The organism is Crocosphaera sp. (assembly GCF_030064895.1).
Lineage (GTDB): Bacteria > Cyanobacteriota > Cyanobacteriia > Cyanobacteriales > Microcystaceae > Crocosphaera.
Window position 1 is genome coordinate 21,841 of the sequence record NZ_JASJEB010000017.1, and the last position, 24,110, is coordinate 45,950.

General features: G+C 39.4%; 21 protein-coding genes. 9 read left to right on the forward strand and 12 right to left on the reverse strand.

All coding sequences use genetic code 11. The features are described 5' to 3' along the window. Nucleotides 1-46 precede the first annotated feature (46 nt). Entirely contained in the window at nucleotides 47-586 is a 540-nt protein-coding gene (locus tag QNJ66_RS06730; protein ID WP_300504331.1) for a hypothetical protein, read from the reverse strand. Nucleotides 587-982: 396 nt separating this feature from the next. After that, nucleotides 983-1,588, reverse strand: coding sequence for a GerMN domain-containing protein (locus QNJ66_RS06735; protein WP_300504333.1), 606 nt, complete (start codon nucleotides 1,586-1,588; stop codon nucleotides 983-985). 497 nt (nucleotides 1,589-2,085) lie between these two features. Between QNJ66_RS06735 and QNJ66_RS06740 the strand changes: the two genes are divergently transcribed. After that, nucleotides 2,086-4,173, forward strand: coding sequence for a S8 family serine peptidase (locus tag QNJ66_RS06740; protein ID WP_300504336.1), 2,088 nt, complete (start codon nucleotides 2,086-2,088; stop codon nucleotides 4,171-4,173). Between the two features lie 7 nt (nucleotides 4,174-4,180). Here the strand turns inward: QNJ66_RS06740 and QNJ66_RS06745 are convergent, their stop codons facing one another. The 3 genes from QNJ66_RS06745 to QNJ66_RS06755 all read right to left on the reverse strand — a co-directional run bounded on the left by QNJ66_RS06745 (nucleotide 4,181) and on the right by QNJ66_RS06755 (nucleotide 6,867). After that, nucleotides 4,181-4,990 carry a DUF2993 domain-containing protein gene (locus tag QNJ66_RS06745; protein ID WP_300504339.1) on the reverse strand — a complete coding sequence of 270 codons (810 nt, stop codon included), beginning with the start codon at nucleotides 4,988-4,990 and terminating at the stop codon, nucleotides 4,181-4,183. A gap of 47 nt (nucleotides 4,991-5,037) precedes the next feature. Continuing rightward, nucleotides 5,038-5,349 carry a DUF3067 family protein gene (locus QNJ66_RS06750; protein ID WP_300504341.1) on the reverse strand — a complete coding sequence of 104 codons (312 nt, stop codon included), beginning with the start codon at nucleotides 5,347-5,349 and terminating at the stop codon, nucleotides 5,038-5,040. A gap of 120 nt (nucleotides 5,350-5,469) precedes the next feature. Beyond that, nucleotides 5,470-6,867, reverse strand: a complete 1,398-nt coding sequence (locus QNJ66_RS06755) for a collagen-like protein (protein ID WP_300504344.1) — start codon at nucleotides 6,865-6,867, stop codon at nucleotides 5,470-5,472. 170 nt (nucleotides 6,868-7,037) lie between these two features. Here QNJ66_RS06755 and QNJ66_RS06760 point away from each other — a divergent pair, with 170 nt between their 5' ends. After that, on the forward strand, nucleotides 7,038-8,552 hold the full coding sequence (locus QNJ66_RS06760; RefSeq protein WP_300504346.1) for an NAD(P)/FAD-dependent oxidoreductase: 1,515 nt from the start codon (nucleotides 7,038-7,040) through the stop codon (nucleotides 8,550-8,552). On the opposite strand, the gene QNJ66_RS06765 is transcribed toward QNJ66_RS06760, so the two are convergent. Further along, on the reverse strand, nucleotides 8,545-8,772 hold the full coding sequence (locus QNJ66_RS06765; protein WP_300504349.1) for a hypothetical protein: 228 nt from the start codon (nucleotides 8,770-8,772) through the stop codon (nucleotides 8,545-8,547). The genes QNJ66_RS06760 and QNJ66_RS06765 overlap by 8 nt on opposite strands. 108 nt (nucleotides 8,773-8,880) lie before the next feature. Between QNJ66_RS06765 and QNJ66_RS06770 the strand changes: the two genes are divergently transcribed. The 3 genes from QNJ66_RS06770 to QNJ66_RS06780 are packed head-to-tail and all read left to right on the forward strand — an operon-like array spanning nucleotide 8,881 to nucleotide 10,588. Continuing rightward, nucleotides 8,881-9,579, forward strand: a complete 699-nt coding sequence (locus QNJ66_RS06770) for a hypothetical protein (protein ID WP_300504353.1) — start codon at nucleotides 8,881-8,883, stop codon at nucleotides 9,577-9,579. Continuing rightward, a complete protein-coding gene (locus tag QNJ66_RS06775) occupies nucleotides 9,573-10,376 on the forward strand; it encodes a COR domain-containing protein (RefSeq protein ID WP_300504439.1) in 804 nt (267 codons plus the stop codon). Before QNJ66_RS06770 ends, QNJ66_RS06775 begins: the two co-directional genes overlap by 7 nt. A gap of 41 nt (nucleotides 10,377-10,417) precedes the next feature. Then, nucleotides 10,418-10,588: a hypothetical protein gene (locus QNJ66_RS06780; protein WP_300504355.1), complete on the forward strand. Its 171-nt coding sequence runs from the start codon at nucleotides 10,418-10,420 to the stop codon at nucleotides 10,586-10,588. Here QNJ66_RS06780 and QNJ66_RS06785 read toward each other — a convergent pair. Both QNJ66_RS06785 and metH read right to left on the reverse strand, forming a co-directional pair. Then, a complete protein-coding gene (locus QNJ66_RS06785; RefSeq protein ID WP_300504358.1) occupies nucleotides 10,558-11,034 on the reverse strand; it encodes a hypothetical protein in 477 nt (158 codons plus the stop codon). The two genes, QNJ66_RS06780 and QNJ66_RS06785, sit on opposite strands and share 31 nt — an antisense overlap. An 81-nt stretch (nucleotides 11,035-11,115) precedes the next feature. Continuing rightward, nucleotides 11,116-14,790 (reverse strand): methionine synthase, encoded by a 3,675-nt coding sequence (metH, locus tag QNJ66_RS06790; protein ID WP_300504361.1) that lies wholly within the window; start codon nucleotides 14,788-14,790, stop codon nucleotides 11,116-11,118. 580 nt (nucleotides 14,791-15,370) lie between these two features. Here metH and QNJ66_RS06795 point away from each other — a divergent pair. Further along, entirely contained in the window at nucleotides 15,371-16,054 is a 684-nt protein-coding gene (locus QNJ66_RS06795) for a Uma2 family endonuclease (protein WP_300504364.1), read from the forward strand. A 294-nt stretch (nucleotides 16,055-16,348) separates the two neighbouring features. Here QNJ66_RS06795 and QNJ66_RS06800 read toward each other — a convergent pair whose 3' ends face one another. Further along, entirely contained in the window at nucleotides 16,349-18,478 is a 2,130-nt protein-coding gene (locus QNJ66_RS06800) for a DUF4062 domain-containing protein (protein ID WP_300504366.1), read from the reverse strand. A gap of 108 nt (nucleotides 18,479-18,586) precedes the next feature. Next, the gene (locus QNJ66_RS06805; protein ID WP_300504369.1) at nucleotides 18,587-20,236 is read right to left on the reverse strand and encodes a nucleoside recognition domain-containing protein; all 1,650 of its coding nucleotides are present in this window, start codon (nucleotides 20,234-20,236) and stop codon (nucleotides 18,587-18,589) included. A gap of 138 nt (nucleotides 20,237-20,374) precedes the next feature. Between QNJ66_RS06805 and QNJ66_RS06810 the strand changes: the two genes are divergently transcribed. Then, complete coding sequence (locus QNJ66_RS06810) at nucleotides 20,375-20,593, forward strand: hypothetical protein (RefSeq protein ID WP_300504442.1); 219 nt, start codon at nucleotides 20,375-20,377, stop codon at nucleotides 20,591-20,593. Continuing rightward, complete coding sequence (locus QNJ66_RS06815) at nucleotides 20,590-20,859, forward strand: hypothetical protein (RefSeq protein WP_293112469.1); 270 nt, start codon at nucleotides 20,590-20,592, stop codon at nucleotides 20,857-20,859. The genes QNJ66_RS06810 and QNJ66_RS06815 overlap by 4 nt, the downstream gene beginning before the upstream one ends. Nucleotides 20,860-20,882: 23 nt before the next feature. Here QNJ66_RS06815 and QNJ66_RS06820 read toward each other — a convergent pair whose 3' ends face one another. Beyond that, a complete protein-coding gene (locus QNJ66_RS06820; RefSeq protein ID WP_300504372.1) occupies nucleotides 20,883-22,004 on the reverse strand; it encodes an NAD(P)/FAD-dependent oxidoreductase in 1,122 nt (373 codons plus the stop codon). A gap of 156 nt (nucleotides 22,005-22,160) precedes the next feature. On the opposite strand from QNJ66_RS06820, the gene QNJ66_RS06825 reads away from it, so the two are divergent. Then, nucleotides 22,161-23,288, forward strand: coding sequence for a GTP-binding protein (locus tag QNJ66_RS06825; RefSeq protein ID WP_300504445.1), 1,128 nt, complete (start codon nucleotides 22,161-22,163; stop codon nucleotides 23,286-23,288). Nucleotides 23,289-23,294: 6 nt separating this feature from the next. Here QNJ66_RS06825 and QNJ66_RS06830 read toward each other — a convergent pair whose 3' ends face one another. Beyond that, nucleotides 23,295-24,017, reverse strand: coding sequence for a metallophosphatase (locus tag QNJ66_RS06830; protein ID WP_300504375.1), 723 nt, complete (start codon nucleotides 24,015-24,017; stop codon nucleotides 23,295-23,297). Nucleotides 24,018-24,110: the final 93 nt, after the last annotated feature.

Here is a 24,110-nt window from a genome sequence, read left to right on the forward strand (position 1 = left end):
CAACAAGCGTTAACCCCTACAAAATTTCTACTTTTTCTAACAACGATTATTCATTACGGCCAGGAAACAAACTAGGGGGAAAATCCTGTTCTGCTAAACAAATATTCATTGCTCGCATCGGTTCCATATCTATAACTTCTCTAGCAGTAGCAATAACACATTCAGAATAAAAACCAGGCCGTGAACTCGTACGACAAGAACTTAATAAAGTTAATAAGTTCATATCTTCTCCATCCTTTTCCGAATCAATGCTTGCTAAACTAGGAACAGCGTTATAAATATCAGCAACACAGTTTCCTAAATCAATGGGTCTTCTGACTTGAAAACAAGCATTTAAAGAGTCATCTCCATCGATAGGAGTTGCATTACCTATCATACTGACACATTCTGATAATTCTTTAGGAATCAGTGCATTAGAACAAGCAATAGCTGCATCTTCTCCTGATACATTAAACTTTTGTAATTGTGTCACACAAACACTATATTGGTTCCAGTCTCTGGCCTGCACCATAGGAACGGTGAACAACCCTAAACCAACGGAAACAGGAAACACTCCTAACCCACGAAATAAACGATTTAATAACATGATTATCACTGTTTGAAACAGTATTCTTAAAGTATCAACGAATCAAGCGAGAGTCCCCACGCTCAGGCACGGCGTGGGGAGGTAGAGCGTGTGATTTTCGAGGTTCGATGCCTCGAAAATCACAATTATCTTGCGATACATAACTTAGAACTCCTACTTAATAAACGAACATTCTTGGGATTAAACTGACCAATTCTTTTCCAGTTATGGTCATAGATTGAGACATTTTTAGAAGATTTACTATTGGTAAATCCTCCAATCCATCCCCTTATAACTTGTCCTTTGCGACTGCTTTCTACATAGTCCCCAGACCGAAATCCAAAGCGATAGCGGGTCGAGGTAGTTGACAATCTACGAGATTACTTGGATTTTAACAAAAGATTTAGTAAAGTTACCTTAAAGCTCAAAATTTTCTTCAAACCATCCACGAGTCATGGGTTGTTCTACCATTAACCCTTCTCCTCCCAATAATTTTAAGGGTTCCCCTTCAACAGATAACCAAACTTGACCCTTCCCATGTAAACTGGTCGCAGTGTACAACAATTGCGCTAAACGTCCCTTCATAGAAGCACTACCACCCCCTGTAGTGAATTCAGAAGAAAGATCAATCAACACCCCATTATCCTCCAATTTCAGGCTTAATAACCTAGTATTTGGGGGTATAGTGGTGTTATGTTCAGAACTCTGGGGCCCTGATAATAAATCTTTAACCGCAGTTTCTAGAATTTCTTGTTCTGTTAAAGACTTTGAGAAGGTTAAAGGACTCTCTTGCAGTTGTAAGAGATCGTCTCTACTGTCTAACCAATATACTTGTGCTTGTCCTTTCTTTGCAGAAGGTTGACTAATGGGACTTTCTCTAGGGGTTGGGGCAGGAATATCAGTATAATTACTTAAACTACGGATAGCCCACCAAGTGGAGACAGTTCCAGCAGTTACCATTGCTGCAAAAATTCCCGCAATAAAACCAGTAGAGGAACGATGTTGACGTTCATGATCTTGCATATTATTTTCCTCTTATCTTTCTTTATCCTAATATGACGATTCTAGCCTAGATAACAGTTCCTCCGTTGATGTTTAAATAATAGTTTATCGAATGAATTTACTCCCCCTCTTCCCAGACTTGTCACATTCCCAGTCAAACTTCAAGGATGATTTTTCTAAAGAAATGGAATAGTCCCAATTTTTGCTCAGTAAAAACACTTAAACATCAGTAATTGAAACAGTTTAAATCTTTATATTTCATATCAGTATACCCCCCGTTATCAATAATACTTAAAACACTTATAATGCACTTATTGTGATCGCCCAAAAGCTTTAAATAGTCTTTGAGTTTCTAAATATTTCAATGTTTATTATGAAGAAATTTTTAAACAGATAATCTTCATGAAAACTAGCTGTTTGATTATTTTTAAAGCTTGCATTCAAACTGAGTAAATATTTAGTTCTGATGACAAATACATAAGCAAGATATCTAAGAGATTACGGAGGTAATTGTAACGATGGTTTTTAATAACCAGGGACAGCGTATGGATGGCAATGGTCAGGCTATTGTGATTATAGATACAGGAATTGACTTAAATCATCCTTTTTTTGGTCCAGACCTAGATAATAATGGAGTAGCAGATAGTATTGTTTACCACTACGATTATGCAGCAACTCCACTACAAAATACTAATGATCCCACTAGCAATGATGATAACAATGCCAGCGATTCTGACAGTCATGGGAGTCATGTAGCCAGTATTGCAGCTTCAAGTGATGCCAATTATGAAGGAATAGCTCCTGGTGCTGATATTATTGTCCTCAAAGTTTTTGATCCGAACAATAGCGGCAATTTTTATGATATAGAACAAGCTTTACAATGGGTGGTTGCCAATGAGGACGTATATAATATTGCCAGTGTCAATATGTCTCTCAGCAATGGAGGTAACTATGTCAACCCGATAGATTTTGGCATTATCGCAGATGAAATACAGCAATTAGCTCAAGAAGATGTAATTGTAGTTTCTGCTGCCGGTAATACAGGACAGTTCGGTGTATCCTATCCCGCTGCTAACCGTTACTCTTTAGCAGTTTCCTCCGTCGATGATTACACCAATAGACAAATTTCTTCCTTTTCTCAACATCATCCCGATTTAACCGATGTCTTTGCCGACGGGCACAATATTAGAGCCGCCAATCAAAACGGCGGAACAACCGTTAAATCAGGAACCAGTATGGCTGCTCCTGCGGTTAGTGGAGCGATCGCCGTAGCGCAACAGTTAGCTGAACAAGAATTAGGCAGAAGATTAACTTTTGATGAAATTAAAACCTTACTCTCACAAGGGGATGACGTTGTAGGTCAGTATGCAGATCAGTATCAAGGAAAAGTATTAAACATCGACAAATTAGGCAATGCTATCCTAGATATGGTAGAACCTGTTGAACCTGTTCAACCTCCCAGTGAGATGGTCATTGCTCAAGTAAGTGAAATCACTGATTTAGACCATAATAGTCAAACCATTCTTTTTGACCAGAACTTTATTAATCCTGTTATCTTTGCTCAACCCCTATCTTATAATGGTGGCGATGCTTCCACCGTCAGAATTACTGATATTCAAGGCGATCGCTTCTCAGTGCAACTTCAAGAACCTGATACACTCGATGTCATTCATACAAAAGAAAGTTCTGGTTTCTTAGTATTTGAGAAAGGGATCTGGGAACTGTCTGATGGCACTATTATCGAAGTCGGGACTGTCACTACCGATGCCACTACTGTATCTGGTTGGGAAAGCATAACCTTTACTAATAATTTTGACAATGCACCCATAGTTTTAACCCAAGTTCAAACCGATAACGATGAAACATTTGTGCAAACTCGTCAAAGGAATATCACTGAAAATGGATTTGAGCTTGCCTTACAAGAAGAAGAAGCTTATCTTGATACTGGACACGGTGCAGAAACCATCGCTTGGTTAGCCATTTCTCCAGGGACAGGTAACTGGGATGGCAACGCTTTTATGGCAGGGAATACGGGGGATCAAGTTACCGACAACTGGCATACTATTAACTTTGGTAACATCTTCAACAACGCCCCTAAATTGTTCGGTAATATTGCCACTTATGATGGAGCTGACCCTGGTGGATTAAGAACTCAAAATCTCAATAATGGGTCTGTTCAAATCAAGATTGACGAAGATATCAGTAATGATAGCGAAGTCGTTCACATGACAGAAAATATTAATTACTTTGCCATTGAAGCAACAGGTACCTTGAAAGGATCAGAATTTTCTGATCCTATAACTGGTTTAGTTGTTAACCAAGTAGGAACAACTAATAACGATACTTTTGTAGTTGGAAATGCCCAAGAATCATTGTACGACACTTACGGACAACAAGATTATTTGGAAATCTCTGGGTTTAATAGCTCCCAAGATGTCATTCAATTATACGGAACAGCCTCTAATTATGCCCTGGGTGTTTCTCCTTCTGGAAGTAATGATCAAGGAATCTTTTTGAAAGTTGCTGGTATGAAAGATGAGTTAGTAGCAATTGTTAAAAATAGCAATAACTTGGATTTAAACAGTAATGACTTTGCCTTTGTTTAACTCTAAACTACTCATCATCTTCCACTGGAGAGAGACGAAAAAAAGCAGCAATATTTAAGCTTTCCTCGTTCATATTCGCCTGTAAAACCCGGACTAAAAATCCTTGGTCAGCAAAAATGTCTAGACTTAATTGATCGCTAATTCCTGCCAGTAAGATATTAGTAAATCTTGGGGAGAGCTTTCTATCATTAATAATGGCACTTAGATCCATTAATTTAATCATTTTACCTTCTTCTATTGAAAACCCAACTTCTGCGGTGATCGCTAGTTGGGTAGGAAACTCTCCTTCTTCTCCGTTTTGTTCTAATTCTATTTCTAATGCCAGACGATTTTCTGCCATAAAATTAAGTTGTAATTTTAAAATATTAAAACTTGGTGCTTCTGGAGGTAGAACTGTATCAATTAGTGCTTGTAATTGTTCTCTAATTCCAGAAGATTCCAAGGCTAAATTGAGATCATCTTCTTTAATAACTAGGCGAATAGCACCTTGAAAAGGTTTATTTAAAGAAGACTGAATGCTTTTAATACCGCTTAAAGATTGAATTTTATTAATATTTATATCAAGAGGATCGGTTTCCAGTTCCAGGGTATCTATCCTTAAATCATCAATAATTTCTACTCCACGACTAGCGATGCGAATGCGATCGATCTTTCCGGCCACAGGTTGATAACTAGGGGTATTATCAACCCTGACAGCCAATGTTTCCACACTTTTGACCTGGGAACGTAACTGCTCAGCAACCACACTATCCACTACCAACCCTAAAGGAGAAATTATAGTGATTAAACTTGATAAAAAAATAGTAAAAACTTCCATAAAAATAGCTAATTTAATTCAATTTTCTTGAGGGTAACACAGAATTACTAATCTAAAATCCATTCAGAACTTTTGTCTCCCAAGTCCAAAGGAATACTCACCGCTTTTCCTAGACGGGGACGTTCTTTGGTGGTTTCCAAATAGTTAATAATTTGTTGTTGACTACCCCAAGCTGTTAAATAATTAGCGATCGCATTCAAATGTTCAAAATATTCCTGTTCAGTCATGGGAAAAGAAGCTTGTTCAAGGTATTTCCACATAACTTGACAAAAAATCTTTCCTTTGACCTTTCTTAACTGTATATCGTAGGATCTACCCCATTTACTGTAGAGTAGTTGGTGTAAGTCTTGTCCAGTCATAGTTGTTTTCTCTCTTGATCATTAAAATCCCTTCTATAGGGTTATAACAAAAAGTTAAACTAAACCGCATCCATGTTCAAACCATTAGTTTTAAAACTTATTAAGGAAAAAGATGTGAGCTTACCGAAAAGGTCCTAAAACATCTGTTACGGTAATAGTCTGTTGATCGGTATAACCAGCAAAAGTTCGAGTTGCCACTATCTTAATTTCCACCCCTAAACCTGATCGTAAATATTGAGATTCAATAGGTAACTGACCAATATTAAGGGTAAACTTATCCCCATCTAAAACAACTAAATCTTCTGGAATTTCCCCTTCATATTTAGTTGTATAATCGGACACAGGACGAAAGCGAGGATCGGAACGAGTAACACTATAAGTAATATCGAATTTTGTCGCAATTAAATTAGATTGATCAGCCTCATCAATAATGGTTAATTTTAGGCTTCTCTCTCTTCCGTCAAGTCCTTGACTTTTTAAACGAGTGGCATCGTTTTTATAAATGGCATTATAAACAATAAATTGAGTAATATTATTTCGTTTTTGTGTAGTTCCTTCCAGCCAAATACTATCAGGAATATCTACCTGAATACCCTGATCATTTTCGTATTTTAATGTCATTTTTTCTTGAGAAAATTGATTAAAAGATTGAGGAGCATTCCAAATCAATAAAAAGGAACGTTCTAACCGTTGCACCAAGGCTAAATATTGATCATTAATCACTGACCCTGGAGCAAATAAGTTCGTTGCCCCATTACGAGTTTCCCAAATATTTTTAGACAATAAATAACCCTTATCTCTCAAGGCCGCCATACTAACAGTAGCGGCTGGTTTATCTGGTTGTAGAGGCTTATCTAAGTTGATTAAGGTTAGTTGACCAGGTAAACCCTCTCTACCGAAAGCCCCACTCACACCATTAGCCCCATTTTTACCATCTTGACAGCGAAATTCTAAGGTTGTACAACGATAGTCAGTATTGCCCGGGTTCCCACTACAGGTTTCGAGAGCCCAATAGGGTTCGGTACAGCGACAACCTTGACCCCCTTGACCCCCTTGTCCTGATTGTCCCCCTTTCCCTCCTGAGGCATTGACAAATATTGGTTGTAGCTGAGATAGGTCTGTTGCATAAACGGTTAAATACCCCCCATTACCGCCATCTCCACCGTTGCCACCATTGCCACCATTACCACCACTGGGAGCGAGTAGGTTATGTTTTACCCCAGTGGGTTGATTTGGACAATCAGCGTCTTCTCCTGGTTGCCCTTGCTGGCCTGCTTGACCGTCTTCTCCGGCTAAATTAAGGGTCAACGGAGACCCATCAGCAAAAATAGTCAAGTTATCACTATCTTTTCCATCTTTTCCAGAAAGTCCGACACTGGCGTTAGAACCAGTTTGACCAAAAGCTCTCACCTCTGTGGCCCGGGCAACCCCTAGACACATTTTGGAGGAAGAGAGGCTCGGAACTATTAGGGAACTGGCTAACAAGAGGAAAAATAGGGTAGATTTAGGTAATGGCATTGATGGGTTAGGAGTTTAACTATCGCCACATTTTCAGACTAGGGTTAGTTAATTTTTGTTTCTTGCAAAACTTGGTAGATGTCTTTTTGCATGATTCTCTCCCAAAGTATTATAGTTCGTGAACATATGGTGAAATATGATATATACTTAGTTTTATAACGAGGTTTTTTATGAAGTTTGATGTTGTTATAATTGGTAGTGGAATCGGTGGTTTAACCGCAGGGGCTTTATTAGCAAAATACGGCAAAAAAGTTGCTATTTTTGAAAGCCATTCTATCCCTGGCGGTGCTGCTCATACTTTTACTCGTCAAGGTTTTACTTTTGACTCTGGCCCTTCTTTTTACTGTGGTTTAGGTAATGATAAACCTTCTCTTAATCCCTTAAAGCAAGTATTAGATATTATTGGAGAATCTTTGGATGTTATTCCTTATGATCCCCTCGGTCATTATCATTTTCCAGAAGGTAAATTTCCTGTTTACAGTGACTTAGAAAAATATCGTCAAACTGTGGCTAAAATAACTCCAGAAGGAGCTAAAGAATTAGCTGCATTTGAGACAAAGATGTTAGAATTATATGACTGTTTAAAAGATATTCCTACCATTGCTTTGCGCTCAGATTGGCAATTATTTCCTGTTCTAGCAACCCGTTATTTACCATCTTTAGTTAAGAGTTTATTTCAAGTAGGAATGATTAGCGGTTCCGCTGGAGATATAATGGATAAAACTGTAAAAAATTCCTGGGTACGTCGTTTAATTGATCTTGAATGCTTTTTACTATCAGGATTAAAAGCAAAGGGAACAGTTGCCCCAGAAATTGCTTTTATGCTTGGGGAAAGAACTCGGGCAGGGGTAGAATATCCCGTGGGAGGAAGTGCAGCAATTATTGATGGTTTGATCAATGGAATAAAACGACATGGAGGAGAACTATATCTCAATTCTCATGTTGATAAAATACTTGTAAAATCAGGGAAAGCAACAGGAATTAAACTTAAAAAAGGGAAGATTATAGACGCTTCTATTGTTATTTCTAATGCCACAGTTTGGGACACTTATCAACATCTTTTAGAAAAAGAAGATTTACCCGAAAGTCATCGAAAAGAACAATTAGAAACTCCTGCTGTTGAAAGTTTTATGCACCTGCATCTAGGAATAAAAGCAGAAGGATTAGAAAATTTAACAGGTCATCATGTGGTGGTTCATGACAGTAATAAAGATATTACTGTTCCTGGTAATACCTGTATGATTTCTATTCCTTCGGTTTGGGATAAAAATTTAGCTCCAGAAGGTCATTATGTGGTTCATGCTTACACTTTAGAACCCTATAAAGGATGGGAAAAAAATACAGACTATGAGAATAAGAAAAAACAGCGATCGCAAACTTTGTATAAAGCATTAGAAAAGGTTATCCCTGATATTCGTCAACGGGTGGTTCTAGAATTAATTGGAACCCCATTAACCCATAGTCGTTTTCTTCGTCGTTATCAGGGAACCTATGGACCAGCGATCGCAGCAGGAAATGGTTTATTTCCTAGCTGTTATACACCCATCTCAGGACTTTATCGAGTGGGAGATAGTACGTTACCTGGTATTGGTGTTCCTGCTGTTGCTGCTTCTGGTGTTTTGTGCGCTAATACCTTAGTTTCTCCTCGGAAAGTAGAGGAAATAATTAATCAATTACCTAGTTAATTTGGTTGAGATCGACCCTTGGACGTTGTTCATCTTGCCTAGCACTAACTCCTGGCTGGAATTGATCCCAAGTCTTACGTACTTGCTCGTAGTATTGAGGTGGTGTAATAGGTAGGTTTTTCAAGTAAAAGAACGTTGCTTGATCGAAAGACTCCAACAACAAGATAACCTCTGTTGTTGGAGCATAATTATCGACAACTTCCAAAATGTGAGTAATCATAAAGTGATGGGGCAAAATGTTTTTTTGACCTTTAGCTAATTAACACTCCACCTCGGCCAAGTAATAGCAGTAGCCCGTCTTTCTGAACTGATGCTAAAATGGCAGGAAATGGCGATTAATCAACTTAATTCAGGGGAGAAGGTCATTTTGAATAATCGATCTAAGACAATACAGACTCTTCAGAAAAAATTGTACCCTTTTTGTCTTGCTACTGAAATGGAAGCCATTGAAACCGAACTCGCCGCAATTATCCCGGATGGAGCTGGTCTAGCTTATGCTCTAGATGAAAATGGAGAACTGGTTGGCTTAAAGCTTGGACTAAGAAAAATTAAGGAAGGAGTACTGACAGACAAATTTTTTGAGTGGCTTTATGGTCAAGCTTCTTTACAGCGTCTTGTCATTGTTGCTCATGACTGGGAATTGCCAGAGGGAATTTCCAATATCAGTGGTCTCCAATATCTATGTATTCCTTTATGCTCTTCTCTTCCCAAAGACATTATTGACCTTCAACTTCCATTCTCGACTGATCAAGCAGGTCCTTTAAGTCCTTTTTATTTTAGAAGACTTATCAATCGTGGAAAAACCACCTTATCCACAGATAAAGAAGGTGAGCATTCGGAAGATGGAAAAAATGAAAGCCGACGGCAAGCAGCAGAGGGAAAGGAAAAGAATCTTGTGTTACAGCTTAACAAGGATCCAAGTTTAAAGAAATCGATTCTTGCGATTACTGGAATATTTGTTAATGAAAGCTTAAAAGACCCGCCCCTCGAAATCGTGAATCGTGGTCGTGAGGCGGTGGGATTTTAACCCTCGATCAATTCTCAGAATGCCTTCAACAAGAAGACGCTGAGGTCTACCCTCGCGAGTGTCATAATTATATTCTCAGCGTCATGCAAAAGTTTGAGCTGTGTTATCTCATTGATGAAAGAGAGGTCTTGGTTCCAGACTTACTCCCAGTAGCTGAGCCAGAGTTTGAATTTGAACACACAAATGTAGCCGTACTCAGGTACGAATATCGTAAATTTGTTCCTCGGTCTGTTATTCCAAGAATGATTGTGCGACTTCATGATCAAATTGAAAATAGCTTATGCTGGCGTACGGGTCTTGTTCTTGCTGAGCAGGAACTTGGTGTTCGCGCTGTTGTACGTGCAGATTATGAGGCAAGATCGATTGAAATTACTGTATCTGGGCAAGCACGGCGTGATTATTTAGCTGTGATTCGATCTGAAATCCGTCACATACATCGACGGTTTGAGAATTTGGTATTTACTGAGCGTATTCCTTTGCCAGATCAACCTGAGTTAGGAGTTAGTTACGATCACCTCATAAGACTGGAAAGTGAGGGAGAGACGCAGATTTTCCCAGAGGGAGCGACTCATCGTTACCTAATTTCAGAATTACTTGGTTCTGTAATGGTTACCCGTAAGTGGAGTGAGGAAGAGTTTTTGAATTTGCTACGAGTCGCCATTTCGGATGCTGATGACAGTACGACAGCAGCTCAAGTTGCGAATGAAGTTTTTATGTTGCAGCCTAACTTTATGGGAATGGGTGTTAATCTAAATGAGCTGTTAGAGCGATTCTTCGCGAGCAGGAAAAAGCCATAGTTGGCAAGGGTTGCTTCAATTAGAAAAGAGATTTGTTGCTGATGGTGACTCGCATTTTTTCCATTAACGCTAGAAGAGGAAGTGCCTCTAAATCCCCGGGCGCGATCGCTCACTCAGGGTTTGCTGGTCAACTAACAGGCTTTATTCAAGATTACGCGATCGCCATCAATAATATTTTGCTTCAAGCGTCGGTCGATGGGCAGATATGTTGATGTTGATCTTGCCTAGCACTAACTCCTGGCTGGAATTCATCCCAAGTCTTACGTACTTGTTCGTAGCATTGAGGTGGTGTAATGGGTAGGTTTTTCAAGTAAAAGAACGTTGCTTGATCGAAAGACTCCATCAATAAGACAACCTCTGTTGTTGGATCATAATTATCCACCACTTCCAAAATGTGAGTAATCATAAAGTGATGGGGCAAAATTCCAGTGTCAGGAGCCGCTAACCAGGTATTCAGGAACGGCGCAAGGCGAGAACGTCCGATAAAATGGGTTTTGAATGATTCTCCTGCAACACCCACCATCGGGGAATTCAGGCTACAAACTATCGCACCACGCTTTTGGCGCAGATGACCTGCCCAAGCATTATAGCCAATGACCAGTAAATTACTGGCAATAAAATCTTGATGCCAATTCGATCTATCGTTTGTTTTACTCAAGAGAGACCTCTATTTTGAAACCAAATCCAGTTAAAATTTAGAGGTCGCGCTGAAATCCAGGCGACCCCATTGCCGATCAATCTAAGCACTAAAGTATCTAGCGACAGGATGATAGGTGACAAAAGCAGTGGTGGATTGCTCTGGATAAAGCTGTTCGCTCTCATCGATGGATAACCCAATGCGATCGCATCCTAATAATTGCAACTGTGGAATTTGATCCATAACCGTCGGACAAGCTGGATAGCCAAAACTATACCGGGAACCCTGATACCTCTGGGCTAATACATCGCGAATGTTATCTGGTTCTAAATCTCCATAACCTAATTCCCGACGAATCCTAGCATGACTCCATTCTGCTAAGCCTTCCGCCAACTGCACCGCCATCCCGTGAAAATAGAGATAATCGGTGTACTTGTTGTCTTGATAGAGTTCCTGTGCTTTTTCGGTGGCAATTTCTCCCATAGTGACTGCCTGCATAGGCAAGACATCAAATTCATTGTATTCAAGGGGGAGAATGAAATCAGCAATGCACAGCCTACGCCCGGATTTCTGACGGGGGAATGTCCAAGTTACAAAGGGGGTTGCTGTTTTGGGTGTTAAGCCCTGCTCAATGACAGTGGGATCGTAAACATGAACGGAATTGCCGATGGCCGCACAGGGGAAATAACCATAAACTAGAGTAGGCTCTAACCATCGTTCTGTGCGAATTTTTTCTTTCCATTCTTCCAAGATTGGATGAACCTTCGATGCCAGGAACCAATCATATTCCTCGCGAGATTGGCCTTTCGGTTTACGGAATTGCCATTGGCCTGCAAACAGTGCCTGCAAATCCATGTACCAGAACAGTTCTTCTAACTCTAGCTCGGAACTCCGAAGAATTTTCGTCCCCCAGAAAGGCGGCGCAGGACGCTCGATATCAATGGCTACATCTTCCGAACGTTTGGTATCGATGACAGTGGGTTCATCGGCTTTCTTGCCATTACCATTGACTTCTCCATCGGATTTTGCCCCATCACCATTGGCTTCTCGCTCGGAATCTTCAATGGCCTTACGTCCCTTTTGGTTAAACTGAGCAAATTCCCCTGTAAAGCCTTCCGTATCTACCCAGGATTCCTGCTCTTTAGCGGGCATTAGCCGGTCCATAAAGGTCAAATCTGCAAAAGCATCTTTCCCGTAAATCACCTGCCCGTTGTAAGTATCTTGACAATCTCCATACACAAACTTTGGTGTGAGTGCCGCACCCCCTAAAATCACTGGGACTGTAATACCTTTAGCATTAAATGCTGCGAGATTATCTTTCATAAATGCTGTAGATTTTACCAGCAAGCCACTCATGGCAATACAATCAGGTTGATGCTGCTCGTATGCTTCGACGATGGCTTCAATGGCTTGTTTAATGCCCAGATTGACCACCTTGTAGCCATTATTGGTCAAGATGATATCCACCAGATTCTTACCGATATCATGGACATCCCCTTTAACCGTGGCAATCAGGAATTTCCCTTTACCGCGATCTTCGTCTTCTCCTTCGATTTTTTCCATGTAGGGTTCGAGGAAAGCAACGGCAGATTTCATGGTTTCGGCTGACTGCAACACGAAGGGTAATTGCATTTGACCAGAGCCAAACAGTTCACCCACAACCTTCATTCCATCCAACAAGAAAGTGTTGACAATATCGAGTGCTTTATAACCGGCATCTAAACCCATCTTTAAGGCATCATCCAATCCAATGCGCTCGCCGTCAATAATATGTTGTTTCAAGCGTTGGTCGATGGGCAAATCTGCTAAGGAAGGACCGGATCTAGCATCCTTGGCACTGACACCCGCAAAAATTTCTGTCAGCTTCGTCAAGGGATCGTAGGTGCAAATATCTCCTTCAAATTGGCGATTATCATAAATCAAATCGCGACACACCTGTTGATGTTCTTCGTCAATCTTTGATAAGGGCAAAATCTTGGCAGCGGAGACAATGGACCCATCCATACCAGCTTTCATGGCTTCATTGAGGAAGACGGAATTTAAGGTGATACGAGTGGCTGGACTCAAGCCAAAGGAAATGTTAGAAACCCCGAGCATAAAGTGAACACCGGGCAGATTTTCCCGAATCATTTTAATTGATTCGATGGTTGCTTTGGCATTTTCCCTATCCTCTTCAATCCCAGTTGAAATGGGTAGGGCTAAGGTGTCATAGAAAATTTCATGGGGTGGAATGCCAAAGTTGAGCGCGTCTTCATAAGCTCGTTTGGCGATTTCAAATTTCTTCTGGGCGGTTCGAGCCATTCCCTCTTCGTCGATACAGCCAATAACGACTCCTGCGCCATATTCTTTAGCCAATTGCAACACTTTAAAAAATCGCTCTTCTCCATCTTCATAGTTGGTGGAATTGAGCAAACATTTGCCCCCGGCGACTTTGAGACCGGCTTCCATTTTTGTCCATTCGGTGGAGTCCAGCATCAGTGGCAGGGTGGTATTGGTCACCAGTCGGGATACCAGTTCTCGCATATCCCGTTCCCCATCACGCCCGACGTAATCTACGTTTACGTCCAGCATATGCGCCCCTTCTTTGACCTGGGATTTAGCGATTGCCAATAAGCCATCCCAATCATCTTCGTTCAACAGCTTGCGGACTTTTTTGGAACCACTGGCATTTAATCGCTCACCAACGATTAAAAAGGAATTATCCTGCTCATAGGTTTGGGCGGAATAAATGGAAGCTGCTGCTGGGGTATAAGAGATGGGTTCTCGAAGCTCACCCACGGCATTTTGTCGCACCGATCGCTCTTTTATTTGGGTGTGTTCTACAGCATCGGCTAAGGCTTTAATATGTGCTGGCCGCGTACCGCAGCAACCACCGACAATCTGAACTCCATGTTCGGCAATGAAACCTGTCATGGCAGTTGTATATTCTTCGGGGGTCATTTTATAAACGGCCTGACCCCCAACATTTTCTGGTAGCCCGGCATTGGGAATACAGGAAATGGGGAAGGGGGAATTTTCTGATAGATATTGAATATGAGAGGTCATCAAATTGGGACCTGTGGCACAATTTAGCCCCAAAATATCGATGGGGAAGGGTTCGAGAATTGCCAGTACCCCAGAGATATCTGTGCCTACCAACATGGTTCCTTGAATTTCCATAGTCACGGAAACCATTAAGGGGAGTCGTGAACCTTTTTTGGCAAATACGGCTTCAAAGGCACTCAATGCGGCTTTAATTTGCAGAACGTCTTGACAGGTTTCCACGATGAAGAGATCGGCTCCCCCGTCAAAGAGTCCTTCTGCTTGCACCATGAAGCTCGATCGCAATTCATCATAGGTGATATGGCCGAGGGTGGGTAGTTTGGTTCCTGGACCGATGGAACCTGCGACAAATCTTGGTTTTTCGGGAGTGGTAAACTCATCGGCACAACGGCGCGCCAACTCTGCTGCTTTTCTACTTAGTTCGTAGGCGCGATCGGCTAGATCGTACTCTGCGAGGACTAAGGGGCTAGATCCAAAGCTATCGGTCTCGACAACATCGGCCCCGGCTGCAAGAAAATCACGATGGACCTTGGCCACTGCTTCTGGCTTGGTGATGACTAAATATTCGTTACAACCTTCATATTCAGGTCCACCAAAGTCCTCGGCGGTCAAGTTTTGGGATTGGATATTAGTTCCCATCGCACCGTCAAAGATTACCACTGGACGATCCGGATTTTGGAGCCGTTCGAGAAATGAAGTCTTTAACTGAGATTTGGGATTTTCAATACTTAGCATAAAAAGGAGTAATGGTTATAGTTTGTTTCGGACTTTTCCTGCAACCTTGTTATTTTTAACTCCAAAGCAGGTCTGTTTGGAAGGCTGAGGAGGATAATTATGAGAACGATTATCATTCTCAAGGCTAATATAACACAACAATGCTTTGTATTTATTTACAATTGTGTCGGGTTAGGGGCGATCGCCTTAACGAAGTTCCTCACTCCGTTCCGGCGCTATCGCACAGAAGTGGTTTTTGACTTCGTTAATTTGCCTATTTTTTAAGTAATTATTATTATTAAAAGTTGTACAATTATAGAACTAAACTACAAGCTCGTTACAAAATTTACGTCAGTATAGACTAATATTGTTCTACAATATAGTCGTTTCAAATAAGTTTGAGACAGAGTAGTGTGAGCATCCTGCTCACTGTGCTAACAATACAGTAGGAACGGTTTGTCTCATTTCTATTTGAATTAACTATTTATCTCTTAAAAGAAGTTAACCCCAAACCTCTTGAAAAAATGGAAAAAATGGGTTAGTCTAAGGTGAGATAACCTAACAAAAAAAGGTAGGAAGGAAACAGACTTTTTAAAATACGATGGTGACTACTGTAACTTCTTCTCAATTAAAGATTCCTCCTTTAGAAAATGGTGACAAGCTCACTCGCAAGGAATTTGAGCATCGTTATCATGCTATGCCTAATCTGAAAAAAGCAGAATTAATTGAAGGAATTGTTTATATGGCATCGCCTTTGCGAGTAAAAGGACATGGAGAACCTCATTCTGATATTATGACTTGGCTAGGAGTTTATAAAGCTTCAACCCCAGGGTTAATGTCTGCCGATAACGCTACTGTGCGTCTTGATGCTGATAATGAACCTCAACCGGATGCACTGCTCAGAATTAAAATAGGTGGACAATCAACTATTAGTGAAGATGATTATGTAGAAGGTGCGCCGGAATTGATCGTCGAAATTGCTGCTTCTACTGCTTCTTATGACTTACATCAAAAACTTAATGTTTATCGTCGTAATCAAGTTCAAGAATATTTAGTCTGGCGAGTTTATGACAATGAATTTGATTGGTTCAAGTTAGAAGAAAGCAAATATATTCAACTTGAACCTAATAAGGATGGGGTAGTTTGCTCTCAAGTTTTTCCTGGATTATGGTTAGATAAAATGGCTTTATTGGCAGGAGATTTAGCTCAAGTTTTAGCCATTTTACAGTTAGGTTTAGGGACACCAGAATATCAATCTTTTGTAAAAAAATTGTCAGAACATTAATCTCTAGCCAAGTAGAAATTACTAATTAAATTGATATTGATTGTGATCCGTTGGTCGGGTTATTTGCTGATTCTTCCGATTTATCTGTTAAATCTTCCGAAATTGGTTTCACTAAAAGTTAGCTGTAAACGTTTGGGGAATATTGAATAATCTTTTTATATATTTATCAAAATACGATAATTTTCTTCTTTTTGCCTTTTTACTTTTGCCTTTGCGAAGCGCGTGAACTCGTAAAAAAACAATGGACAATCAATACTTGGCAATGGAGTGTGATGGCGATATGTTACAGCTTTTTTAGTCTTGCGAGGAACCATTAATTCTTCGTTGAATCTCTCCCAAATCGAACTGACTATAATCTACTACCTGACTATACAAACACAAAGCGAAGATAGGTACACAAACAAATTCAAAATATTCTGAGTAAGGTAGGTGTCCCACAGGTGTAGTATCTCGTAATTCAAAGGTGAGGTCTTCGTATCCCTTAAACTCTTTTCCCATTCCTAATAGTCCTTTTGTCCTCCAACCGACCTGATCGCAAAACTTGTACCAGATTCTTTCATTATAGTCTGTTCTTCCTCCAAGTTCACCATAATAGATTTTTTTCTGGACGCTGAAGCCAAATGTTCCTTTGCTGTAGTGTAGCCAAAGTCCATCAATGGTGTATAAGTCATCACAAGGGAATTTACGGCAATTTTCAAGCGTTAACCATCCTTCAGACGCTGCTCGAAGCATAATATTAGAGGTTTCTTGGTCAGCTTCCTTCCATTTCCCTGCTGCTAGGAGGTCACGGAGTTTCGTATAGTCAACCCCTTTTTCACTTTTGAGTCCTATTTCTGTACTTGTCGTTGAGTTAGAAGGTTTTGTTAGGTCATCTATTTGTTGTTGAAGTTGATTAATTTTTAATTCTTTTTCGTTTAATTGTTGTTGATATGATTTTAGTTGAACTTGTAGCTCTGATGATGATTTATGTGCGGTTGCTAAATGTTGTTGAAGTTTGTTGATTTGAGATTGAGATTGTATGAATCGTTTTTTAGTAATTTCAAGTTCTGTTTTTAATAATTCTATTTCTTGTTGTCGAGAACTATTTTTAGCAATTTCAAGTTTTTGTTTTAGTAATTCTATTTCTTGTTGTCGAGAACTATTTTCGGTTAATTTTTCAGGTAAATTTTTGATTAACTGCTCAAAGGCTTTATTTAGTTGTTGATCGAAACGATATTTTAGATCCTCAATACTATTATAACTTGTGTAAAAATGACCAAGGTTACTTAGTTTTTCCTTAAACTTAAGTAAGGTATTAATTTCAGTAGTAATCCGACTTAGGTTAATTGGTGCATCTTTAAAATAAGTGTAAATTAGAGGTTTATTATTTTCTTTAAATGTACCAAAAGCCGTGTCAAATTCTTCTTCAGTATATTGACCAACCTTAGTTAAAAAGAGACTAACAAATAAATCACATTCAGTAATTACTTTATTATATTCATCTTGGAGTCTCGTTTGAGACATTGCATCAAGAAAATCCTCCCATATTACTAATTCTAAGAATATTCCTTGTTTGATGTATTGCTTATTTTTACGGTTGACAAAAATCTCGAATTGTTCTCTATCTTCTTTTAATTCAGAGGAAGAAGCTAGAAACAATTTAATTATTTTAATCCCGATTTTATTATCTGCTTTCTGGTCTGATTTTTCTGTTTCTAACTTTCGTTGTAGTTGTTCAAGCTCCTTTTGATAATACTGTTCCGCTTGTTCCTTTTCTAACTGAGTTTCTGTCAGCTTTTGATTATAAGTATTTGTTTTTCCTTTTGATAATTTCTCTAATAATTGCTCTGCTAATTGATCCAATTGCTCATTTCTTTTCTTTAATTTAGCTTCTTCTTCTACAATTGAATTTAATTTTATTTGCTGACAACTTCTAACCCAACCTCTCAGATCACTTCGTTTTTCAAACTCATTTAACGTTAAAATAATAGAAGTTTTAATTTGCTCAGAGTTCTCCCAAAACCTAACCAATTTAGAGATTACTAATGTCCTGAAAATTGTATATTGAGAAGGATTATCTCTTTCTAAATACTTGTTAATATCTCCTTTATCCATTGCTCTTTTGTCAGGATTTCTGAGAACACAAGAAAAGACAGGGATTGATTTTTCTAAAGCATATTCATACTCAAGATGGGTATAACTTTTACCTGTTTTTTTATCTATACTTCCATATCTTCCCCCTAAAATTAGGAGATAAACATCAGATTGATCAATCCAATGTTTAATAACTTCCCATTGAGATTGATCTCCTGCGGTGAATAATTCCATACCTGCCGGAATATGTTTAGCTTCTAGGATAGCTTGTACGGCTGCTTGTCTTTCTTCAATTAAATCAAGATAGGTAGAAGAGACGAAAACTTGTAATCGTTTAGGAAAGTCAACCATTTTTGTTTTATTTACTCTCTATCCTGTCTTTTCAAAATAACCATAAATTCAATAATACTAAAAACTGTTTAATAATTGCAAGCACAATTGAATTAAACAGTGCCAACTTTAGCTAATTAACAGTCCACCCCAAGCAAGTAATAAAGAAAAAACGATCGCAGCGATCGCTTGTTTACCTAACAACAATAAGGCAAATCGAGAAGATTTTTCCTGCATAATGGTTAACAAAGTAACTAAACAAGGCAGTAATACTCCTGCTAAATAAACCCCAGTCAAAACTTGTAATGGGGTCAACATAGCCAAGGTTTCTGGTTCGGCAAATAGCAGTAAACCGTCTTTACGAATAGAAGCTAAAACAATAGGTAATGACGCTTCAGGAGGTAGATTAAACCATCCCATTAAAGGATTGATAATATTGGCTAAAGTTGCAATCACTCCTAACCAATTCAATAGAGAAGCAATAATCGTAATAATTACAAAGATGGGGATTGCATTGAACAAAAATTGTTGAATAGTTGACTTAGCTTCGCGCCAAATAACCGACCAACGGGGAAATTCTAAAAATGCTCTTCCTTCAATTACCAGGGAATTTTTAGTTGATTTTGCTGTAGAAGAAGAAATGATGCGAGTATATATCAAAGTCGTTGTGCTTAGATACAGTAAATAAGGAATTACCAAATAAGTTAACTTAGCAGCACTAAACACCCCTAAAGTTGCGCCAAACTGATAAGAACAAGCTGAACCAAAGGCGATCGCTGAAATACAAGTTCCTCTAGAACAACTAGAACAACCACGAGTGTTAATTACCGCAGGAACATTACAGCCAAACCCCATAATTACTCGCACTAAATCCCTTCCCGATAACCCGAACTTACGCAGTAAAGGATCGAGAGTAATCGTAATCCGTTCTACCAAACCACTAGCTTTATATACACCCAAAAATAAAGCATAAAGAACTACCGTCGGCATTGCCCAAATAAATAGCAACGGCCCCATCGTTACCAGTCCATACTGCCCTATGAGTATTTCTCTTAACCCGATGGGGAGTTGTGATAAAGGTTCAATCAAAGAAGCGATCACAGCTTGCATTATCGGGTCTACTATAGTTGCAAAGGAGTTAGCCCCCCAAACAGCAATTATGGCAGGAATCAGTAATAAGGCGATCGCTACTAACCAGCCCAGGTTAGGATGTTCTAGCAGCGTCCGTTGCGGTTGAATATGCCAGCCGGCTCTTTGAGGAATCCATTCTATAGGAAAAGGATGAGGTTCTCCTAGAGCATCTACAATCAAGTTTTGCTGTTCTGGTGTCAGGTAGCGAGCATCTACAGTTACAATGCTCAGGTTAGAATTTTGGCTCCACTCTCGAACCACTTCTTGATTGTGAGTAGTGGAGGATAGCTTATCCCAAAAAGTAATCACCACAATACCCCGTTTATCTGCTACTAAGGGTAATAAGTCTGCTAAATCTTGATCTACGTCGGTTGCCTTGACTACTAATAACACAGTGTCATTCTCTTGCAACTGTCTTAAAGCTTGCCTAGTGGTTACAGTGTCGGAACGATAAAGAATTCCAGGGGTATCAATAAAAGTATACGCTTCAGATTGATAAGTTTCGCAAGCTATTGTAGAGCCACGAAAATTGTCACTATATGCAGATTTGCCCGTCAGAGAAGCAATTAGTTGGGATTTGCCAGTATTTTCTTTGCCAATGACAACAACACAATCGCGCTCTATTTTTGAGGCTGTAAAAATATTCATTTTCTTTTCAACTCAACTTGCTAGTTATCAATTCGATAGATAGGGTTCGATCTGGTGAATGAACTTCAGACTCTGCTCAATTTGGCTGAAAACACGGATAATGAAAAAGATATAGTTTATGTTCTAAGTGAAATAGCAATGACTGAGTTACTTGACCGTGCGATCGCTAGGTTACAGACCTTAACTGAAAGTGAACAGAACGCAATTGCCTCGATTATCTTAGAGGAAATTGAGGATGAAAGGCGTTGGGATGATTCATTCTCCAGTTCTCCAGACGTTCTCGCCAAGCTTGCTGCTTCAGCAATGGCTGAGTACCACGATGGTGAAACCCAAGAACTCGACCCAGATAACCTGTGAAATCACGCACTACCGCTCAATTCCGCAAAATGTTTGCTGATTTACCTCAGCAGGTTCAACAACAGGCCCGTGCAGCTTATCGCCAGTTTCAGCAAGACTCAAGCTATCCAAGCTTGCGTTTTAAGAAAGTGCATCCAGAACTTCCAATTTTCTCTGCTCGCATCAACAAAAACTACCGAGCAGTTGGTCAAGTAGAAGGAGACACAGTGATTTGGTTTTGGATCGGCTCGCACGCAGATTATGACCGATTGCTAGGACAGATATAGCAACACAGGATACATCTTATACTTTAACAAATACAATCGTTATCGCAGCAAGAAAGGTCCTCTAAAAACAAGCCTTCCCGGCGATATACTTCTAAGGGAGTCGTGTCGATTTCCAGACGTTGAGCGATCGCATTAACTACCACGGCAAATCGTTGTCGGAATTTGTAAATAAAGCAAAAAATTAACTCGCCGTGACGTACCGAAGGCCCTACAACAAATAATCCTGGGGTTACGGTAGACTCATCTTCTTGAGTCAGTGCTGCATGGCCGTTTGACCAATCAAACATAGGAGCAATCTGTTTTAAACTGGTATCAAAACCGGTACAGAGAATCGGTGCTGTAGAACTAAACCACTTTTCAGACTCACTCTCTACCATATATCCATTTTCCACAGCCTTGACTGCTTTGATGTCCTGTTCCCCAATTAGCTCCACTCGACCCATAGAATAAGCTATTTCTAGACGCATTAGGCTATAGGGAGATAAGGAAATACTGGGGTCGGGGTCTAAGTTTAACCAGCTACTGTTGCGGTCTAATAACTTTACTTTTTTCCCTAATGCTGCCAAGTTTGATGCCGCATCTACACCGCTTTCATAGCCCCCAATAACCACAAATTCATCTCCTTCAAGCTCGGACCAAGAACGTACTTGAGAATTATGAATACATAAATCCGCACCTGGAAAGGGGGTTAAACGAGGATATTGAAATTCTCCTGCTGCCCAAATTACAAACTGCGATCTCAACTCTCCTCTATTGGTTTGAATAACAAACCCCTTGCATTGAGGTAAAGCTTCAATTTTTTCTACATTCGTCTCGGTTTTTACAGGAAGTTCAAGATATTCGGCGATAGTCTCCAAATATAAGGCATAATCTTTCCCCGAAAGATGTTCCTGTCTAAATGTGAGGGCGGGAGAAGTTTTTAATACTACTGAATTGAGATCCAGCAGTCCAAAACCATGACTGGGAAACGATGGCGTAATGAATCGCATTTCTTCTGGCCAACGACTAAAAGAAGCTCCCACTTGATGCCGTTCTAAAATAACAAAGTTTTCAATTCCTAAATCTTTTAAGACTACTGCACAACCAATTCCAGCAGCCCCGGCCCCGACAATTACAACATCAAATTGGGGATTCTTGGTATTCATTCGCAGACAACCTCTAGATACTTCCTATACAAGAATGATAATGATTATCATTTTAACGGTTAATGAGTTAATATACAAAGACAAGGTATATCAACCGATAGAGTGAATATACCTTTTGGTTGTTATCTTGTCCATAAATTAACTACAGAAAAAATTATGCAAATAGTGGATAAACAGTCAGCAAACAATGACACAATGGATGCAGGAAAACAGGGCTTACCTGTAACAGTTATTACTGGGTTTTTGGGAAGTGGAAAAACAACACTACTCAACCATATTTTAACCAATCAAGAAGGAATAAAAACAGCAGTTTTAGTTAATGAATTTGGAGAGATTGGCATTGATAATGAGTTAATTATTAGCACTGAGGATAATGTAGTTGAACTCAATAATGGCTGTGTTTGTTGCACAATTAATGAAGATTTGGTGCAAGCAGTTCATAAAATTTTAGATCGTCCTGAAAAAGTAGATTATCTAATTGTTGAAACCACAGGATTAGCCGATCCCCTTCCAGTTGCCTTAACGTTTTTAGGAACAGAATTAAGAGAGATGACTCGTCTAGATTCTATTGTTACTATGGTAGATTGTTGTAATTTTAGTCTAGATTTATTCGAGTCTGAAGCGGCAAAAAGTCAGATTGCTTATGGAGATATTATTGTTTTAAATAAGACTGATTTAGTAGATGAAAATGAGGTTGATTCTTTAGAAAATAGAATTAGAGATATTAGAGAATCCGCTAGAATTTTGCGTACTAAGAAATCTCAAGTTTCCTTGCCTTTAATTCTGAGTGTGGGATTATTTGAATCTGATAAATATTTTGAACATCAAGAGGTTGAACATCATCACGATCATGATCACCATGCTCACCACGATCACGACCACGATCACGACCACGATCATGATCACCATGCTCACCACAATCACGACCATGATCACCATAACCATGATCACCATTCCCATCATTTAGAAAATGATGGTTTTACCTCCATTTCTTTTGAAAGCGATAAACCTTTTTCTATTAGGAAATTTCAATATTTTCTAGATAACCAACTGCCAAAAAATGTTTTTCGAGCTAAAGGTATTTTGTGGTTTGATGAAAGTGAAGATCGCCACATTTTTCATCTTAGTGGTAAACGGTTTAGTTTAGAAGATGATCAATGGAAAGGTACACCAAAAAATCAATTAGTTTTCATTGGACAAAATTTAGATAAGGATAAATTGTATCAACAGATCGAGCATTGTTTGTCTGTTCCTACTACAACCAAAGACAAAGAATTGAATTAATTTTATTCAATTAGCAAAACCCTTTTTCTCCCCATAGTAAACTGTCTTAAACTCCAAGCGATCGCTATTGGGACTATAAAGGGTATAAGTAGCGTTTCCGGGTTCTCTACCCACATTCCCCACCCCTACAACCCTTCTTTTGGGTGCAGTCATTGTTTGCATGGGTTGCTGGTTATCTAAAGTCATCACCGAACTGTTAACCGAGCCTCCTTGTAGTACATATTCAAATACTTGACCAGAACGACCACAAAAAAGAGAATTGGCCTCAACTCTCTGCAAACGGTCTAGCATTTGCCAGGGTGGGGTTTCGGGGGTTAGCTCATCGCTGGCACTAACAGTGCTGCCGTGAATTAACAAACAATCTAATTCAAAGAAGCCAAAATGACAGTTGCGTAACCATAGTACCGTTTCACGAGATACAGAGTCCCAAAGAAGTTTAACGGTTTCCATACCAAAGCGATCGATTAATTCTGTGGGTTCTCCTGTTGAACCCATAGCGTGTAAAGCAAAACATTGTTCCTCCCACCAACCTACACAGACTTGAGGTTGTAATTCTCCAGGTAAAGGGTTTTGAATTCGTTTAATTACTTTTTCGCTATTGGGGTTTGCTGCTATAGTGTCCCCTAAAATATACAATGTTTCTACTGGGATGCGTTGGCGTTTGATATCTGCCAATACTGCCTCGTAAGCTGCTATATTTCCTTCAATTCCGCTTAAAATTGCCCACATTACTCTGCTTATTTTTAATAGTGATAATCATTATATCAAATACTTGCACCAGAACAAATTGATACAATTAGTATATCGCCATCGGTAAATCAA

Excerpts from the sequence above, each read along its gene's own strand:
- QNJ66_RS06805 (WP_300504369.1), bottom strand. The coding sequence starts at position 20,236 with ATGAATATTTTTACAGCCTCAAAAATAGAGCGCGATTGTGTTGTTGTC.
- QNJ66_RS06795 (WP_300504364.1), top strand. The coding sequence starts at position 15,371 with ATGGTGACTACTGTAACTTCTTCTCAATTAAAGATTCCTCCTTTAGAA.
- QNJ66_RS06760 (WP_300504346.1), top strand. The coding sequence starts at position 7,038 with ATGAAGTTTGATGTTGTTATAATTGGTAGTGGAATCGGTGGTTTAACC.
- QNJ66_RS06780 (WP_300504355.1), top strand. The coding sequence starts at position 10,418 with ATGGTGACTCGCATTTTTTCCATTAACGCTAGAAGAGGAAGTGCCTCT.
- QNJ66_RS06730 (WP_300504331.1), bottom strand. The coding sequence starts at position 586 with ATGTTATTAAATCGTTTATTTCGTGGGTTAGGAGTGTTTCCTGTTTCC.
- QNJ66_RS06810 (WP_300504442.1), top strand. The coding sequence starts at position 20,375 with ATGACTGAGTTACTTGACCGTGCGATCGCTAGGTTACAGACCTTAACT.
- QNJ66_RS06770 (WP_300504353.1), top strand. The coding sequence starts at position 8,881 with ATGGCGATTAATCAACTTAATTCAGGGGAGAAGGTCATTTTGAATAAT.
- QNJ66_RS06800 (WP_300504366.1), bottom strand. The coding sequence starts at position 18,478 with ATGGTTGACTTTCCTAAACGATTACAAGTTTTCGTCTCTTCTACCTAT.
- QNJ66_RS06740 (WP_300504336.1), top strand. The coding sequence starts at position 2,086 with ATGGTTTTTAATAACCAGGGACAGCGTATGGATGGCAATGGTCAGGCT.
- QNJ66_RS06820 (WP_300504372.1), bottom strand. The coding sequence starts at position 22,004 with ATGAATACCAAGAATCCCCAATTTGATGTTGTAATTGTCGGGGCCGGG.
- QNJ66_RS06735 (WP_300504333.1), bottom strand. The coding sequence starts at position 1,588 with ATGCAAGATCATGAACGTCAACATCGTTCCTCTACTGGTTTTATTGCG.
- QNJ66_RS06830 (WP_300504375.1), bottom strand. The coding sequence starts at position 24,017 with ATGTGGGCAATTTTAAGCGGAATTGAAGGAAATATAGCAGCTTACGAG.
- QNJ66_RS06765 (WP_300504349.1), bottom strand. The coding sequence starts at position 8,772 with ATGATTACTCACATTTTGGAAGTTGTCGATAATTATGCTCCAACAACA.
- metH (WP_300504361.1), bottom strand. The coding sequence starts at position 14,790 with ATGCTAAGTATTGAAAATCCCAAATCTCAGTTAAAGACTTCATTTCTC.
- QNJ66_RS06745 (WP_300504339.1), bottom strand. The coding sequence starts at position 4,990 with ATGGAAGTTTTTACTATTTTTTTATCAAGTTTAATCACTATAATTTCT.
- QNJ66_RS06755 (WP_300504344.1), bottom strand. The coding sequence starts at position 6,867 with ATGCCATTACCTAAATCTACCCTATTTTTCCTCTTGTTAGCCAGTTCC.
- QNJ66_RS06825 (WP_300504445.1), top strand. The coding sequence starts at position 22,161 with ATGCAAATAGTGGATAAACAGTCAGCAAACAATGACACAATGGATGCA.
- QNJ66_RS06750 (WP_300504341.1), bottom strand. The coding sequence starts at position 5,349 with ATGACTGGACAAGACTTACACCAACTACTCTACAGTAAATGGGGTAGA.